Annotated in this window: 13 protein-coding genes and 2 rRNA genes (1 of these 15 cut by a window edge); 11 read left to right on the top strand and 4 right to left on the bottom strand. The window is 44.5% G+C overall.

The features are described from left to right. Positions 1 to 78: 78 nt before the first annotated feature. The 8 genes from AAC853_RS05005 (at position 79) to trpS (ending at position 7,728) form a co-directional block, all read left to right on the top strand. Complete coding sequence (locus tag AAC853_RS05005; RefSeq protein WP_422824191.1) at positions 79 to 1,053, top strand: secretin N-terminal domain-containing protein; 975 nt, start codon at positions 79 to 81, stop codon at positions 1,051 to 1,053. Between the two features lie 443 nt (positions 1,054 to 1,496). Then, entirely contained in the window at positions 1,497 to 2,018 is a 522-nt protein-coding gene (gene aroK, locus AAC853_RS05000) for a shikimate kinase AroK (RefSeq protein WP_038237472.1), read from the top strand. Positions 2,019 to 2,063: 45 nt separating this feature from the next. After that, entirely contained in the window at positions 2,064 to 3,161 is a 1,098-nt protein-coding gene (aroB, locus tag AAC853_RS04995; protein ID WP_338883947.1) for a 3-dehydroquinate synthase, read from the top strand. A 256-nt stretch (positions 3,162 to 3,417) separates the two neighbouring features. Continuing rightward, on the top strand, positions 3,418 to 4,341 hold the full coding sequence (locus tag AAC853_RS04990) for an SPOR domain-containing protein (protein WP_340613843.1): 924 nt from the start codon (positions 3,418 to 3,420) through the stop codon (positions 4,339 to 4,341). A gap of 85 nt (positions 4,342 to 4,426) precedes the next feature. Beyond that, positions 4,427 to 5,245 carry an adenine-specific DNA-methyltransferase gene (dam, locus tag AAC853_RS04985; RefSeq protein ID WP_338883945.1) on the top strand — a complete coding sequence of 273 codons (819 nt, stop codon included), beginning with the start codon at positions 4,427 to 4,429 and terminating at the stop codon, positions 5,243 to 5,245. Positions 5,246 to 5,304: 59 nt separating this feature from the next. Next, positions 5,305 to 5,979: a ribulose-phosphate 3-epimerase gene (gene rpe, locus AAC853_RS04980; protein WP_338883943.1), complete on the top strand. Its 675-nt coding sequence runs from the start codon at positions 5,305 to 5,307 to the stop codon at positions 5,977 to 5,979. Then, positions 5,979 to 6,701: a phosphoglycolate phosphatase gene (locus AAC853_RS04975; protein ID WP_338883942.1), complete on the top strand. Its 723-nt coding sequence runs from the start codon at positions 5,979 to 5,981 to the stop codon at positions 6,699 to 6,701. Before rpe ends, AAC853_RS04975 begins: the two co-directional genes overlap by 1 nt. 4 nt (positions 6,702 to 6,705) lie before the next feature. Then, positions 6,706 to 7,728 carry a tryptophan--tRNA ligase gene (gene trpS, locus AAC853_RS04970; protein ID WP_340613842.1) on the top strand — a complete coding sequence of 341 codons (1,023 nt, stop codon included), beginning with the start codon at positions 6,706 to 6,708 and terminating at the stop codon, positions 7,726 to 7,728. Between the two features lie 60 nt (positions 7,729 to 7,788). Here the strand turns inward: trpS and yiiM are convergent, their stop codons facing one another. Beyond that, entirely contained in the window at positions 7,789 to 8,460 is a 672-nt protein-coding gene (gene yiiM, locus AAC853_RS04965; protein WP_193852214.1) for a 6-hydroxyaminopurine reductase, read from the bottom strand. A 130-nt stretch (positions 8,461 to 8,590) separates the two neighbouring features. Beyond that, entirely contained in the window at positions 8,591 to 9,217 is a 627-nt protein-coding gene (gene sodA / locus AAC853_RS04960; RefSeq protein ID WP_340613841.1) for a superoxide dismutase [Mn], read from the bottom strand. Positions 9,218 to 9,594: 377 nt separating this feature from the next. On the opposite strand from sodA, the gene acs reads away from it, so the two are divergent. The 3 genes from acs (at position 9,595) to actP (ending at position 13,613) form a co-directional block, all read left to right on the top strand. Then, positions 9,595 to 11,550, top strand: a complete 1,956-nt coding sequence (gene acs / locus AAC853_RS04955; protein WP_340613840.1) for an acetate--CoA ligase — start codon at positions 9,595 to 9,597, stop codon at positions 11,548 to 11,550. 105 nt (positions 11,551 to 11,655) lie between these two features. After that, on the top strand, positions 11,656 to 11,967 hold the full coding sequence (locus tag AAC853_RS04950; RefSeq protein ID WP_189760227.1) for a DUF485 domain-containing protein: 312 nt from the start codon (positions 11,656 to 11,658) through the stop codon (positions 11,965 to 11,967). Beyond that, entirely contained in the window at positions 11,964 to 13,613 is a 1,650-nt protein-coding gene (actP, locus tag AAC853_RS04945) for a cation/acetate symporter ActP (protein ID WP_340613839.1), read from the top strand. Before AAC853_RS04950 ends, actP begins: the two co-directional genes overlap by 4 nt. 77 nt (positions 13,614 to 13,690) lie before the next feature. On the opposite strand, the gene rrf is transcribed toward actP, so the two are convergent. Together rrf and AAC853_RS04935 are read right to left on the bottom strand one after the other, a co-directional pair. Continuing rightward, positions 13,691 to 13,806: ribosomal RNA gene (gene rrf, locus AAC853_RS04940) — 5S ribosomal RNA — on the bottom strand. A gap of 87 nt (positions 13,807 to 13,893) precedes the next feature. Further along, positions 13,894 to 15,726 (bottom strand): 23S ribosomal RNA (locus AAC853_RS04935); it runs 1,077 nt beyond the window's last position.

Genomic DNA, 15,726 nt, shown 5'->3' with positions numbered 1-15,726 from the left:
CTATTATTACCTCTATTCGGTTTTGCTACAGAAAATTCTGCTGCGAAAAACCGTACCGGAGAAGAGCCAGATTTCGAAATGCTAAGAGACCCATTCCAGCCCCCAATAATAGAGAATGCAACTGACTTTTCTCCAGCAGAGCAAAATGAGCAAGGACAAGAGATCGAATATCAGGTAATGACTTTGCAATATGCCGATGCAGAGCAAGTAGCAGAACAATTACAGCAAAATCATCCTGCATTACTGACAAAATGGGGAAAGGTTGAACACGACCCCTTAACTAATAGCCTGATCTTGGAAGATAAATTTGATGCCATTACTCGTATCAAAAACTGGCTAAAAGAAGTCGATACCCCGCAACAACAAGTACAAATTACCGCCCATATTGTTACCAGTAGCAGGGAAGCACTACATGAATTGGGAATTCATTGGGGAGTGAATGCCGATCCACACAATCAATCAATAGGTCTAAATCGCTTAAATCTACATCAACCGGCTGGCAACCAACGCCATAGGTTGGTACTAAATACCGCCCGCATTCATGCAAACTTGCTAGAACTAGAACTCAGCGCACTAGAACAGGAAAGCCAGCTCGATATCATTGCTAGCCCACGACTCACAGCTTCACACCAACAAACAGCCAGTATCAAGCAAGGTTCTGAAATTCCTTATATCGTTCAGAACAAGAATAAAACAACCGTCCAATTTAAAGAGGCAGTATTAGGTATGGAAGTGACTCCACATATTTTAAAGCAGGGAAAAATCCGACTCGCGCTAAAAATCAGCCAAAATGCCCCCGGTTTTCCCATCAATCAAGGAGGAAATGAAAATCTGGCTATCGATAAACAAGAAATAATAACCCAAGTTACGATTAAAAATGGGGAGACCTTGATTCTTGGAGGGATCTTTCAACAGAAAAAAACCGCAAGTTTACAAAAAGTTCCTTACCTGTCAGATCTTCCTCTATTAGGGGAATTATTTAACCAAAAAGGAGAGCAACATAGCCGCAGGGAACTCGTAATTTTTATTACGCCTCAATTGGCCGATATTTAACCAATAAAAATATTACATAAAAATCAATACATTAATAATGAAATTGTGTTTTTTCTGCCAAATCACCTACCGTTTTTCTTGGTCTGGCCTGTTTATGGATTTGACGCTGAGAGTAATTTAGCATACAAGGATTAACTAATTGAGTGAACAGATCTAACATCGCAAGCAAGAGCCTATATGCCCAATAGATTGCAAATTGCAGCAAAACAGCAAGTTGTAAGATGGAAGGTAGAGACAATAGGCTCTCAATCGGCCCGCAAAAGTATGAATCCGATGATTCAGTTCGTGCGAAATTTATATAGTTGCAATACAGGCTGATGTGCTGAGATAATTTTCCTATCTGATCTCACATTATCACTCATGAGGTTTCAGTTTAGGTCCCGTGGCTAATCTTATTGGCGGGGCGGGTTATCATTAACAACAGTCTTAGTAATACCAAAAACATGGCAGAGAAACGCAATATCTTTCTGGTTGGGCCTATGGGTGCCGGCAAAAGCACTATTGGTCGTCAGTTAGCTCAGCAACTCAATATGGAGTTTTATGACTCTGATCAAGAAATTGAGCGACGTACCGGAGCTGACGTGGGCTGGGTATTTGATGTGGAAGGCGAGGAAGGCTTCCGCGATCGCGAAGAAAAAATAATTAACGAACTGACTGAAAAACAAGGCATCGTATTGGCTACTGGAGGGGGATCTGTTAAATCAAAAGAAACCCGCAATCGCCTGTCTGCCCGTGGTGTGGTCGTCTACTTAGAAACAACCATTGAAAAACAGTTGGCTCGTACCCAGCGCGATAAAAAACGCCCTTTACTTCAAGTTGATGCACCAGCACGAGAAGTTTTAGAGAATTTGGCTGATGAGCGCAATCCTCTTTATGAGGAGATTGCTGATGTGACTATTCGCACAGATGAGCAAAGCGCCAAAGTCGTTGCTAACCAAATCATTGAACTATTGGAAAAAAACTGATTATAGCGAGTCCGCACGGCGGCAAATGATAAGGCGAAGGCTGATATGGAACAAGTGACTGTTACGTTAGGTGAAAGAAGCTATCCAATTACCATAGCCGAAGGGCTATTTTCTGACAGTGAGGCATTCAAACCCTTGCAAGCGGGTCAACAGGTCATGATAGTGACTAATGAAACACTTGCCCCCCTGTATCTTGAACAGGTGAAATCCACATTGCAGAGAATGGATCTTCGGGTAAATGAAGTTATCTTGCCTGACGGTGAACAGCACAAATCACTTTTTGTGCTCAATGACATTTTTTCCGCCTTGCTGGAAAATAATCATGGTCGTGACACAACCCTTATCGCCCTTGGTGGTGGTGTAATCGGTGATATGACGGGATTCGCCGCGGCTAGTTATCAACGCGGTGTCCGTTTTATCCAAGTACCCACCACACTGCTCTCTCAGGTTGACTCTTCCGTCGGTGGAAAAACAGGAGTCAACCACCCCCTCGGTAAAAATATGATAGGCGCGTTCTACCAGCCCGCTTCGGTTATTGTCGATCTCAATGGCCTGAAAACATTACCGGCTCAAGAGTTATATTCTGGTCTGGCTGAAGTCATTAAATATGGCATTATTCTGGATGGCGAATTCTTTGGCTGGCTTGAAGAGAATATTGAGAAATTACTGGCCCTCGACAACCAGGCAATGGCTTATTGCATCCGTCGTTGCTGCGAACTCAAAGCGTTGGTTGTTGCAGCTGATGAACAAGAACGCAGTGGAATGCGGGCTCTGTTAAACCTTGGCCATACCTTTGGACATGCGATTGAGGCTGAAATGGGTTATGGCGTCTGGCTGCATGGTCATGCTGTTGCTGCGGGTATGGTGATGGCGGCCAGGGCATCTGAACTTGTCGGCACATTCTCAGAACAGGACACCCAGCGTATTATCCGCTTGCTGGAACGCGCAAAATTACCTGTCAATGGCCCTGAAGCAATGTCTCCTGATGCCTACTTACCTCATATGATGCGTGACAAAAAAGTTTCTGCCGGGAAATTGCATCTGGTATTACCGACAGCCATTGGGGAAGCAAAACTTCGTTCTGATATTGGGAAAGAAGTTATATTGGATGCTATTCGTCTATCTCAGCTATCCTCCCGCTAGTTACACTGACTCTCTAATTAATTCCAACTTAACTCTGGCAGTAAAATTCACTGCCAGAGTTAAGTTGGAAGATGAAGGGAATTTCTGGATATGGCAAAATTTGCGCTGATAATAAAAGCTGAATGATGAATTATTCTCTAGCTGTTATGCTATACAATAGCGAGATTATCAAATAAAGCATCATCGGTTTTAGTTAGGTCAGACTGCCAAACTTCTTCAATAGCAATTGGCAGAACTATCTCTGTTAGGAGGGCATATGGACGAATTAAAATCAGAAAACAAACAAAAAACAGAAAGTGAATTAAAGCCTGATACTTCTGATCGCAGCCCTCAACGCTCCAGAAGCCAATTCAATCAACCTAAGCTCGCAATATCTCGCCAACAAATAATGATCGGTGTTGGCATTTTGGTACTTTTACTTCTGATTATTGCTATCAGCTCTGCATTGAAATCACCCACCGAGCATGAAAAACAGCAAAATGCAGCGGAAAAGAGTATTGACCTTTCTGGTTCTCCTTCACTTTCTACCAATACCCCTGGCAGCGAGCAAGAAAATCCATCAGAACCAGAAAATCATGGTGCACGTGAAATCAGTCCGCCCCCCATCAATAGTCCCCCCAGCAAAGATCTTCCTCCCGAAACTGAAACGGGTGGCTACAACCAACGTATAGAGTTACCCGGTGATATTTCTGATGCTTTGAATCAACAACAAAGCACCATTAATCATTCTGTGCAAAACAATCTGACACAACCGCAGGCCAAACCCACGACTTCACCTGTTGAACCAAGCAAACCAGAGAAGGTTACGCCACCAAAAATAGAGAATAAGGCCAGGGAAGACAATCACTCCAAAGCAGCTAGTCAATATCAGACCAATAAAAAGCATGTCACCGATGCTGGTGGTAATCTGCTGAATGCACCCGCAAATCGATTCACACTACAATTGAGTAGTGCCAGCCGTTCTGATACCTTAAGCGCCTTCGCGAAAAAAAATAACCTTGTTAATTACAAGGTTTATGAAACTAAACGCGATGGAAAAACATGGTTTATCTTGATCCACGGTAATTATGGTTCTGTTTCTGATGCTAAAAGAGCCATTTCCGCACTGCCTGCTGAAGTTCAGGCTAAAAAGCCTTGGGTCAGAAAACTACAACAAGTTCAGCAAGATCTGAAAAAATAAAACTATTTTGATTAGGCGCTGATATGCTGTCCTAAACAGAGTACAATCTGCGACTCTGAAATTATTGAATAACTAATTTGACGGCATGAAAAAAAAACGCGCTTTCTTAAAATGGGCCGGTGGAAAATACCCCTTGGTAGATGATATTAAACGTCATCTGCCAGAGGGCGATTGCTTGATTGAGCCATTTGTTGGCGCAGGCTCGGTATTTCTCAATACCGATTATGATTCTTACATTTTGTCAGATATCAATATCGATCTGATCAATCTGTACAATGCCGTAAAATCTCGTGCAGATGAATTTATTAATCATGCCCGTCCATTATTTTCATCGGAGTTCAACACTGCCGAAAACTTTTATCGTCTGCGAGAAGAGTTTAACAAAAGCAAAGATCCCTTTCGCCGCAGTTTGCTGTTTCTTTACCTGAACCGCCACTGCTATAACGGGCTTTGTCGCTATAATTCACGAGGTGAGTTTAACGTACCTTTTGGTCGCTATAAAAAGCCTTATTTTCCTGAAAATGAGCTTTACTGGTTTGCGGAAAAATCCCAAAAAGCCACGTTCATCTGCCAGCATTACGAAATAGCATTAAACAATGCCTCACAGGGTTCGGTGATTTATTGTGATCCCCCGTATGCCCCACTTTCAGCTACGGCTAATTTTACCGCCTATCATACGAATAGTTTTAATCTTCTCGATCAGGAAAATCTGGCGGATATTGCCTATCATATCTCGTCTCAAAAAGGCATTCCGGTACTCATATCTAACCATGACACACCGATGACACGAGAATGGTATCATCAGGCTTCCCTTTACATTGTTAAAGCCCGCCGGACAATAAGCAGAAATATTCTTGCCCGCAGTAAAGTTGATGAACTTTTGGCGTTATACTGCCAGGAGTGATTGAGGTTTCCAGCCCCTGAAATAACAGGGGATAAAACAATGAATTGGAGAAGATAACAATGAAGAAAGATTTTCTGATTGCCCCATCCATTCTATCCGCAGATTTTGCCCGATTAGGTGAAGATACCGCTAAGGTTTTGGCAGCAGGAGCTGATGTTGTGCACTTTGATGTCATGGATAACCATTATGTGCCAAATTTGACGATTGGCCCAATGGTCTGCCAGGCATTGCGCGATTATGGCATTACTGCGCCAATTGATGTCCATCTAATGGTAAAACCTGTTGATCGCATTATTCCTGATTTTGCTCAGGCTGGTGCAACTTATATCACTTTCCATCCTGAAGCGAGTGAGCACATCGATCGCACTCTGCAACTTATCAAGGAACATGGCTGCAAAGCGGGCTTGGTTTTCAATCCAGCAACACCGCTTAGCTATCTTGATTATGTATTAGATAAGTTGGATGTGATTCTGTTGATGTCTGTTAACCCAGGTTTCGGTGGTCAATCTTTCATTCCAGAAACACTGAAAAAACTGCGTCAGGTACGCAAAATCATTGATGACAGCGGATATGATATCCGTCTCGAAGTTGATGGGGGTATCAAACCCAATAATATTGCTGCGGCAGCTCAAGCTGGCGCAGATATGTTCGTTGCCGGCTCTGCCATTTTCAGCCAGCCAGATTATAAAGCGGTTATTGATGAGATGCGCCGCGAATTATCGAAGGTAGCATAATGAAAAGTGATGTCGTAAAAGGAATTCGTGCCATTGCATTTGATTTGGATGGCACACTCGTGGACAGTGCGGGCAGTCTGGCTGACGCTTTGGATCAGGCACTGATGGCCAAAGGCTTACCCGCTGCGGGCAAGGAAAACGTCGCTGTCTGGATAGGCAATGGTCCTGATGTCATGGTTGAGCGTGCATTAAAGTGGGCTGGAGCAGAACTGTCTGCCGAATCGCATCGCGAAACGCGCAAGCTGTTTGATAAATTTTATGAAATCAGTGTAACCGCAGGCAGCCAACTGTTTCCCCAGGTAAAAGAAACGTTGGCAGAATTGGCAAAACACCATTTGCCAATGGCGATTGTTACGAATAAACCCACCCCTTTTATCGCTCCATTGCTGGAATCATTAGGTATCAGTGAATACTTTTCATTGGTACTCGGCGGTGACGATGTTAAAGAGAAAAAACCTCATCCCGCACCACTTTATCTAACGATGGGTATGTTTGGTTTGCATAAAGAAGAATTGCTTTTTGTTGGCGATTCCCGTAATGATATTTTGGCTGCGCAAGCGGCAGGTTGCCCATGTATAGGCTTAACCTATGGCTATAACTACGGAGAGTCGATAGCATCAAGCCACCCAAATTATGTATTGAACCATTTTTCGGATTTACTCCCAACTATTGGACTATCCACTTTGAACCCATTATCCAGTCTGAAAATACAGGAAGCTTAATAAAATGAATGAACCCACTGCAATGAAGCCAAACTCCCAAAAACCTATTGTATTCAGCGGCGCACAACCCTCCGGTGAATTGACCATCGGTAACTATATGGGGGCGTTACGTCAGTGGGTTAAAATGCAAGATGAATACGATTGCATCTATTGCATCGTTAACCAGCACGCCATTACTGTGCGTCAAGATCCCAATGAACTGAAAAAACGCACGCTGGATACGCTGGCGCTTTACCTTGCCTGTGGTATTGATACCATCTTCGTTCAGTCACATGTGCCACAACATTCCCAGTTAAGCTGGGTGCTAAATTGCTACGCTTATTTCGGTGAGCTAAGCCGCATGACTCAGTTCAAGGATAAATCAGCCCGCCATGCAGAAAATATCAATGCTGGCCTGTTTGATTATCCGGTTCTAATGGCTGCTGATATTTTGCTTTATCAGGCTAATCAAATCCCTGTGGGTATTGACCAAAAGCAACACCTTGAATTAACCCGTGATTTGGCGCTGCGGTTTAACGCTTTATATGGCGATATTTTCACTGTTCCAGAGCCATTCATTCCTACTGGTGGTGCTCGCGTGATGTCATTGCAAGATCCAAGCAAGAAAATGTCGAAATCGGATGATAATCGCAATAACGTCATTGCCCTGCTGGAAGACCCTAAATCCGTCGCCAAGAAAATTAAACGCGCGGTCACCGATTCTGACGAGCCACCTTGCGTGCGTTATGATCAGGAAAACAAACCCGGCGTTTCCAACTTACTGGATATCCTCGCTGGTGTAACAGGTAAAACTATTCCTGAATTAGAAGCCGAGTTTGAAGGTAAAATGTACGGCCATCTGAAAGGAGCCGTCGCAGATGCGGTAAGTGAAATGCTGACAGGCTTACAGGAACGTTTCCATCATTTCCGTAATGATGAAGCTTTACTTAACCAAATTATGGCAGAAGGTGCGGCCAAGGCTCAGGCTCGCGCCCAGGCAACCTTGGATAAAGTCTATGAAGCGGTAGGCTTGATCGCCCATCCGTAACAGCCGATTCTATATCAATGCCAAAGGGTATCCATTTCCCCCTTTGGCATATAAATTCCGTTAATTACCCAATAAACGACGATTAAAATCCTCAATTTTTCCATGCAATATGCGCTTTTGCATCGTCAGATTCCAACTGGCAGACAGCCCAGCAGCCCCCATTAAACGACGATACAGCTCTTCATCAAATGGGTTATGAAAAGCAATGGAAATAGCTTCCTTAACAGAAACATCGCTATTACGACTTAACAGTTTTATCGGTTCACCAGCACTGACCAAACCAGGAGAGATAACTCGATATAACCAACCACATCGCCCATTATTTTGCATCATCGCAGCAAACTCATTGATGTTTGTAATAAAATTGAGTTTATAACATGGAGAACGTGGTTGAGTTACTTGAATCAGAGCTTCACCCCAGTGGAAAATATCACCAATATAGACATTATCTTCTGTCATGCCTTCTGTAGATATATTTTCACCAAACAAGGGAGAGGCAAATAATTCCGCCAATTCAGGAAATTGCCTTTTCCAAAATAGGTAATGCTCACCTGGATAATGGCAAAGCGCACGATCAGTGCCACCATGAAAGCGAGTTTCCGCTTGTTCATCGCCTTCTAGCCCAAGAGAGGTTAGCTGTAAACGACCATTCACCACCAGTTTATTGATCGCACTGAAACCCAATGTTTCTGATGATGATATTTTGCCTCTATATATTTGTGGATAATACATTCTTTATTCCCTCTCAATGAGCTAATGGAGATGTACACGTATTATCCAGGCATAATAACCAAGATTACAGACAATAAGAATGCGGGGCACAGCAATGACCCGCATTCTTATGAAAAAATAATAGGTGGGATTATTTCGTTTTTTCTTCGTAACGTTTTGCTGCTTCATCCCAGTTGACTACATGCCAAAATGCTTTGATGTAATCAGGGCGGCGATTTTGATATTTCAGGTAATAAGCGTGCTCCCATACATCCAGACCCACAATCGGGTAACCAGAAGCGCCCGCTATTTCTTCACCCATTAGTGGGCTATCCTGATTAGCTGTTGAAACAACAGCAAGTTTGCCATCTTCTTTCAGTACCAACCACGCCCAGCCAGAACCAAAGCGAGTTGCTGCCGCTTGTTCAAATTTTTCTTTGAAGCTGTCAATACTGCCAAAATCACGCTCAATCGCGGCTTTCAAAGCACCATCCAATACTGTGCCTAATTTTAAACCTTTCCAAAATAGGCTATGGTTCGAGTGACCACCGGCATTGTTACGAATAAAAGTGCGTTTATCAGCTGGAATTTTATCAAGCTGCTGAATGAGTTCATCGATATGAAGTTCGCTTAATTCTGGAAAGGCTTCCAGAGCCGTATTCGTGTTAGTGACATACGTCTGATGGTGTTTAGTATGGTGAATTTCCATCGTTTGTTTATCGAAATGAGGCTCTAGCGCATCATAGGAGTAAGGTAGAGAAGGCAATGAATGGCTCATATCATATCTCCAGTTGTTTAGAATTTAGAATATATAAAGCTCACACCTTGTGAACAACATGATTATAGTGAATTGAACAATAATGAAAATGATTATCAATTCCATGTTATTGCTGTGGTTTCCTTTATACATTCACGTTTCATACCTTCTCACAGATAAAAATATCAATAATAAACTTAAATAACAGAATATAAATCCAATTAAAATAATAAACTCATTACTTAGTATTGATTAAATCTACAGCATTAAATGATCATTCCATAAAATTTATTCTCTTTATTGCGTGATCTTCCGCGCAAAAAAGAAACAAAAATTCTTCTTACACTTTAGTTAACCTTGTTTTGACATAGTATTAACAATTGCAAGGAGATAAAAATATGACTCAAATAATCAAGCATCTTATTCCTGCTGATATTGCAGATACGGCCCTGATAAGCAAGCAACAGTACCTATATGACTATCAAAGGTCATTACAAGACCCAGAAGGTTTCTGGGGTGAAAAAGGTAACGTAGTTGACTGGATTAGGCCCTACACCAAGGTCAAAAATACCTCTTTCGATCCTGGGCATATCAGCATCCGCTGGTTTGAAGATGGCACCCTGAACTTAAGTGCCAATTGTCTTGATCGCCATTTGCAAGAACGTGGTGATCAAACTGCCATTATATGGGAAGGAGATAATCCCGCAGAATCTCGCCATGTTACCTATCGAGAATTACATCATGACGTCTGCCAGTTTGCTAATGTATTGAAAAAACTGGGGATCAAAAAAGGCGATGTTGTGGCTATCTATATGCCAATGGTGCCAGAAGCCGCCGTCGCAATGTTGGCCTGTGCCCGTATCGGAGCGATCCATTCCGTCATTTTTGGTGGCTTCTCTCCTGATGCCATCGCTGGCCGAGTGATCGATTGCAACGCTAAGCTCGTGGTTACCGCAGATGAAGGCTTGCGAGCAGGCCGCACAATCCCATTGAAAAAAAATGTCGATGAGGCGCTCAACCATTCTGACGTTACTAGTGTGACTCACGTGGTTGTTTTCAGGCGTACCGGAAATGCCAAAAACTGGAATGACAATCGTGATTTATGGTGGCACGAACTGACCGAAAGTGTGAGTGCTGAGTGTCCCGCTGAAGAAATAGGTGCCGAAGATCCATTATTCATTCTTTATACTTCAGGCTCTACAGGTAAACCTAAAGGCGTCCTGCATACGACGGGGGGTTATTTAGTCTACGCATCTTTAACGTTTAAATACACGTTTGACTATCGTCCAGGAGAGATTTACTGGTGTACCGCCGACATAGGGTGGGTAACAGGGCATAGTTACCTGCTATATGGGCCTCTGTCTTGCGGAGCCACCACTTTAATGTTTGAAGGTGTCCCCAACTATCCCAATGTTAACCGTCTTTGTCAGGTGGTTGATAAGCATAAAGTGAATATTCTTTATACTGCGCCAACCGCTATCAGAGCATTGATGGCCGAAGGTGATAAAGCCATAGAAGGTACTAAACGTACGTCATTGCGCATTATGGGATCGGTGGGCGAACCTATTAATCCAGAAGCATGGGAATGGTATTACAAAAAAATAGGTAACAGTAAATGTCCTATCGTAGATACATGGTGGCAAACCGAAACCGGTGGATTCATGATCACACCGTTACCAGGCGCTACCGATCTCAAAGCAGGCTCCGCCACTCTGCCGTTTTTTGGTATTAGTCCAGCCTTAGTTGATAATTCCGGTGAAATTTTAGAGGGCGTGAGTGAAGGCAATCTCGTTATCACGGATTCCTGGCCAGCACAGGCACGAACGTTGTATGGCGATCATGAGCGTTTTGAACAGACTTATTTTTCCACTTTCAAGGGAATGTATTTCAGTGGCGATGGTGCTCGACGTGATGAAGATGGCTACTACTGGATCACTGGCCGTGTTGATGATGTTCTGAATATTTCAGGCCATCGTTTGGGAACCGCAGAAATTGAATCAGCCTTAGTTGCATACCCCAAAATTGCTGAAGCTGCCGTTGTTGGTATCCCGCATCATATCAAAGGACAAGCTATTTACGCCTATGTCACGCTAGTTCATGGTGAAGAACCTTCTCCTGAGCTGTATACCGCAGTCAGAGATTGGGTTCGTAAAGAAATCGGCCCAATTGCAACACCTGATATCCTTCATTGGACAGACTCTCTGCCCAAAACGCGTTCTGGAAAGATTATGCGGCGTATTTTGCGCAAAATTGCTTCTGGTGATACCAGCAATTTAGGAGATACCTCCACGCTGGCCGATCCGGGTGTTGTTGAAAAACTGCTGGAAGAAAAACAATCCATCAATATGTCGTAAAACATATGCGCCGCCGTAAGGCGGCCCTAAATAACGTATCACCAAAAGTACGGAGCCTTATCTGGGCTTAAGGTGTGGCGTTTAAAATCAACAGGAGATACTCCAATGAGTGACGACATTTATCAAGAGATTGAAAATAACTCTCGCTTTAAGGAGCTAGTTAAGAAGCGAGGGCGTTTTGCCTGGCTGTTATCCATCATTATGTTAGTGCTTTATGTTGGTTTTATTTTCCTTATTGCTTTTGCGCCTGAATGGCTTGGAACACAACTTCATGAAAATACTAGTGTGACGCGGGGAATTCCTGTAGGAATTGGCATCATCTTCATATCTTTCATACTGACTGGAATTTATGTAATCAGGGCGAATGGTGAATTTGATCGTCTAACGTCAACCATTCTCAACGAGGTGAGAAAATGAAAAAAAGCGTATTATTATTTTCCTCCCTCTTCCCTATCCTAGCTCAAGCAAGTGCCATTTCAGGTAATGTAGAAAAACAACCTTTGAATATTCAGGCAATTATCATGTTCCTGTTATTCGTCGGGTTAACACTGGGTATTACTTACTGGGCTTCAAAGCGGACTATTTCACGCTCAGATTATTATACCGCTGGCGGTCGTATTACTGGATTCCAAAATGGTATGGCGATAGCAGGTGACTATATGTCTGCCGCCTCGTTTCTGGGTATTTCAGCGTTAGTTTATACCTCTGGCTATGATGGGCTGATCTATTCCATTGGCTTTCTGGTTGGCTGGCCAATTATTCTATTCCTGATTGCTGAAAGATTAAGAAATTTGGGGCGGTACACCTTCGCTGATGTCGCTTCTTATCGGCTGAAACAACGCCCCATTCGTACCTTATCTGCAATGGGTTCGTTAGTTGTTGTTGCGTTATATCTAATAGCTCAGATGGTCGGAGCTGGAAAACTGATCGAGTTACTATTCGGATTAAATTATTATGTCGCTGTTGTCTTAGTCGGTATTTTGATGGTGCTTTATGTCTTATTTGGCGGAATGCTGGCGACAACATGGGTCCAGATTATTAAAGCCGTTTTGTTACTGGCAGGAGCAACATTCATGGCTATGATGGTCATGAAAGCGGTTAATTTCAATTTTAATACCCTGTTTAAAGAAGCTATTGCAGTACACTCCCTTGGACCTGCCATCATGAGTCCCGGAGGATTGGTATCTGATCCTATCTCTGCACTCTCTTTAGGATTGGCATTAATGTTCGGTACTGCAGGGTTGCCTCATATTGTCATGCGGTTTTTTACCGTCAGTGATGCTAAAGAAGCGCGTAAAAGTGTTTTCTATGCAACGGGCTTTATCGGCTATTTTTATATCCTAACGTTTATTATCGGATTTGGTGCAATTTTATTGGTCAGTGCCAACCCTGCATTCAAAGACACAACCGGTGCATTAATTGGTGGTACAAATATGGCCGCTGTCCATCTGGCAAACGCCGTTGGCGGTGATTTTTTCCTTGGTTTTATCTCTGCCGTTGCTTTTGCCACTATTTTAGCTGTAGTAGCCGGGTTAACACTAGCAGGCGCTTCCGCAGTATCTCATGATCTCTATGCCAATGTGATTAAACGAGGGCAAGCTAATGAACGAGATGAGCTAAAAGTCTCAAAAATTACCGTCGTTATTTTGGGATTGGTTGCTATTGGCTTGGGTATTTTATTCGAAAAACAAAACATTGCCTTTATGGTTGGTTTAGCTTTCTCCATTGCTGCAAGTTGTAATTTTCCTATTATTTTATTGTCAATGTATTGGAGCAAGCTGACTACACGTGGAGCGTTAGTTGGTGGATGGTTGGGATTACTGACAGCGGTTGTATTAATGCTCCTAGGCCCTACGATTTGGGTTAGTATTCTTGGTCATGAAAAACCTATCTATCCTTATGAATATCCAGCTCTGTTTTCCATGTTTATCGCATTTATCGGAGCTTGGTTATTTTCAATTACCGATACTTCGGCACAAGGAATGCAGGAAAGGAAAATGTTTAGCAATCAGTTTATCCGCTCGCAAACAGGTATTGGTATCGAACAGGGGAAAGTGCATTAACTTATAGTTAATTGTTTTGCTTTTTCCCAAACGCAAAAAAGCCATCCGGTAACGGATGGCTTTTCTGACTAATTGATGTCTGGCAGTGCCCTACTCTCACATGGGGAGACCCCACACTACCATCGGCGCTACGGCGTTTCACTGCTGAGTTCGGCATGGGGTCAGGTGGGACCACCGCGCTATTGCCGCCAGACAAATCCTGTTTTCAATCCCGAACAAGCTGCTTTTCTACGCTGAAACCCGTCTCTCTTTCCACTCCCGAAAACCCCTTCGGTGTTGTCAGGTTAAGCCGCACGGTTCATTAGTACCGGTTAGCTCAACGTCTCGCAACGCTTACACACCCGGCCTATCCACGTCCTCGTCTCGAACGTCCCTTCAGTACCCTCTAGGGGTAAGGGAAGACTCATCTTAAGGCAAGTTTCCCGCTTAGATGCTTTCAGCGGTTATCTCTTCCGCACTTAGCTACCGGGCAGTGCCATTGGCATGACAACCCGAACACCAGTGGTGCGTCCACTCCGGTCCTCTCGTACTAGGAGCAGCCCCTTGCAATCTTCCAACGCCCACGGCAGATAGGGACCGAACTGTCTCACGACGTTCTAAACCCAGCTCGCGTACCACTTTAAATGGCGAACAGCCATACCCTTGGGACCTACTTCAGCCCCAGGATGTGATGAGCCGACATCGAGGTGCCAAACACCGCCGTCGATATGAACTCTTGGGCGGTATCAGCCTGTTATCCCCGGAGTACCTTTTATCCGTTGAGCGATGGCCCTTCCATGCAGAACCACCGGATCACTAAGACCTACTTTCGTACCTGCTCGAGCCGTCACTCTCGCAGTCAAGCTAGCTTATGCCTTTGCACTAACCTCACGATGTCCGACCGTGATTAGCTAACCTTCGTGCTCCTCCGTTACGCTTTGGGAGGAGACCGCCCCAGTCAAACTACCCACCAGACACTGTCCGCAACCCGGATAACGGGCCGGCGTTAGAACATCAAACATTCAAGGGTGGTATTTCAAGGATGGCTCCATGCAGACTGGCGTCCACACTTCCAAGCCTCCCACCTATCCTACACATCAAGGCTCCATGTTCAGTGTCAAGCTATAGTAAAGGTTCACGGGGTCTTTCCGTCTTGCCGCGGGTACACTGCATCTTCACAGCGAGTTCAATTTCACTGAGTCTCGGGTGGAGACAGCCTGGCCATCATTACGCCATTCGTGCAGGTCGGAACTTACCCGACAAGGAATTTCGCTACCTTAGGACCGTTATAGTTACGGCCGCCGTTTACTGGGGCTTCGATCAAGAGCTTCTCGCCGAGGCGATAACCCCATCAATTAACCTTCCAGCACCGGGCAGGCGTCACACCGTATACGTCCACTTTCGTGTTTGCACAGTGCTGTGTTTTTATTAAACAGTTGCAGCCAGCTGGTATCTGCGACTGGCCTCGGCTCCGGACGCACGTTCCTTCACCTAACGCCAGCGTGCCTTCTCCCGAAGTTACGGCACCATTTTGCCTAGTTCCTTCACCCGAGTTCTCTCAAGCGCCTGAGTATTCTCTACCTGACCACCTGTGTCGGTTTGGGGTACGATGGACCCGAATCTGGAGCTTAGGGGCTTTTCCTGGAAGCGGGGCATCAGCAACTTCAGCACCGTGGTGCCTCGTCATCGTGCCTCAGTGTCATGGCCAACCGGATTTGCCAAGTTAGCCCACCTACACACTTAAACCGGGACGACCGTCGCCCGGCTTGCCTAGCCTTCTCCGTCCCCCCATCGCAATTCGGGCCCGTACAGGAATATTAACCTGTTTCCCATCGACTACGCTTTTCAGCCTCGCCTTAGGGGTCGACTCACCCTGCCCCGATTAACGTTGGACAGGAACCCTTGGTCTTCCGGCGAGCGGGTTTTTCACCCGCTTTATCGTTACTTATGTCAGCATTCGCACTTCTGATACCTCCAGCCCACCTCACAGTGGACCTTCAACGGCTTACAGAACGCTCCCCTACCCAGCAACACTTAGTGTCGCTGCCGCAGCTTCGGTGCATGGTTTAGCCCCGTTACATCTTCCGCGCAGGCCGACTCGACCAGTGAGCTATTACGCTTTCTTTAAATGATG

This window comes from Xenorhabdus thailandensis (assembly GCF_037996785.1).
GTDB classification, from domain to species: domain Bacteria; phylum Pseudomonadota; class Gammaproteobacteria; order Enterobacterales; family Enterobacteriaceae; genus Xenorhabdus; species Xenorhabdus griffiniae.
This window is presented reverse-complemented; position numbering and strand designations above follow the sequence as displayed.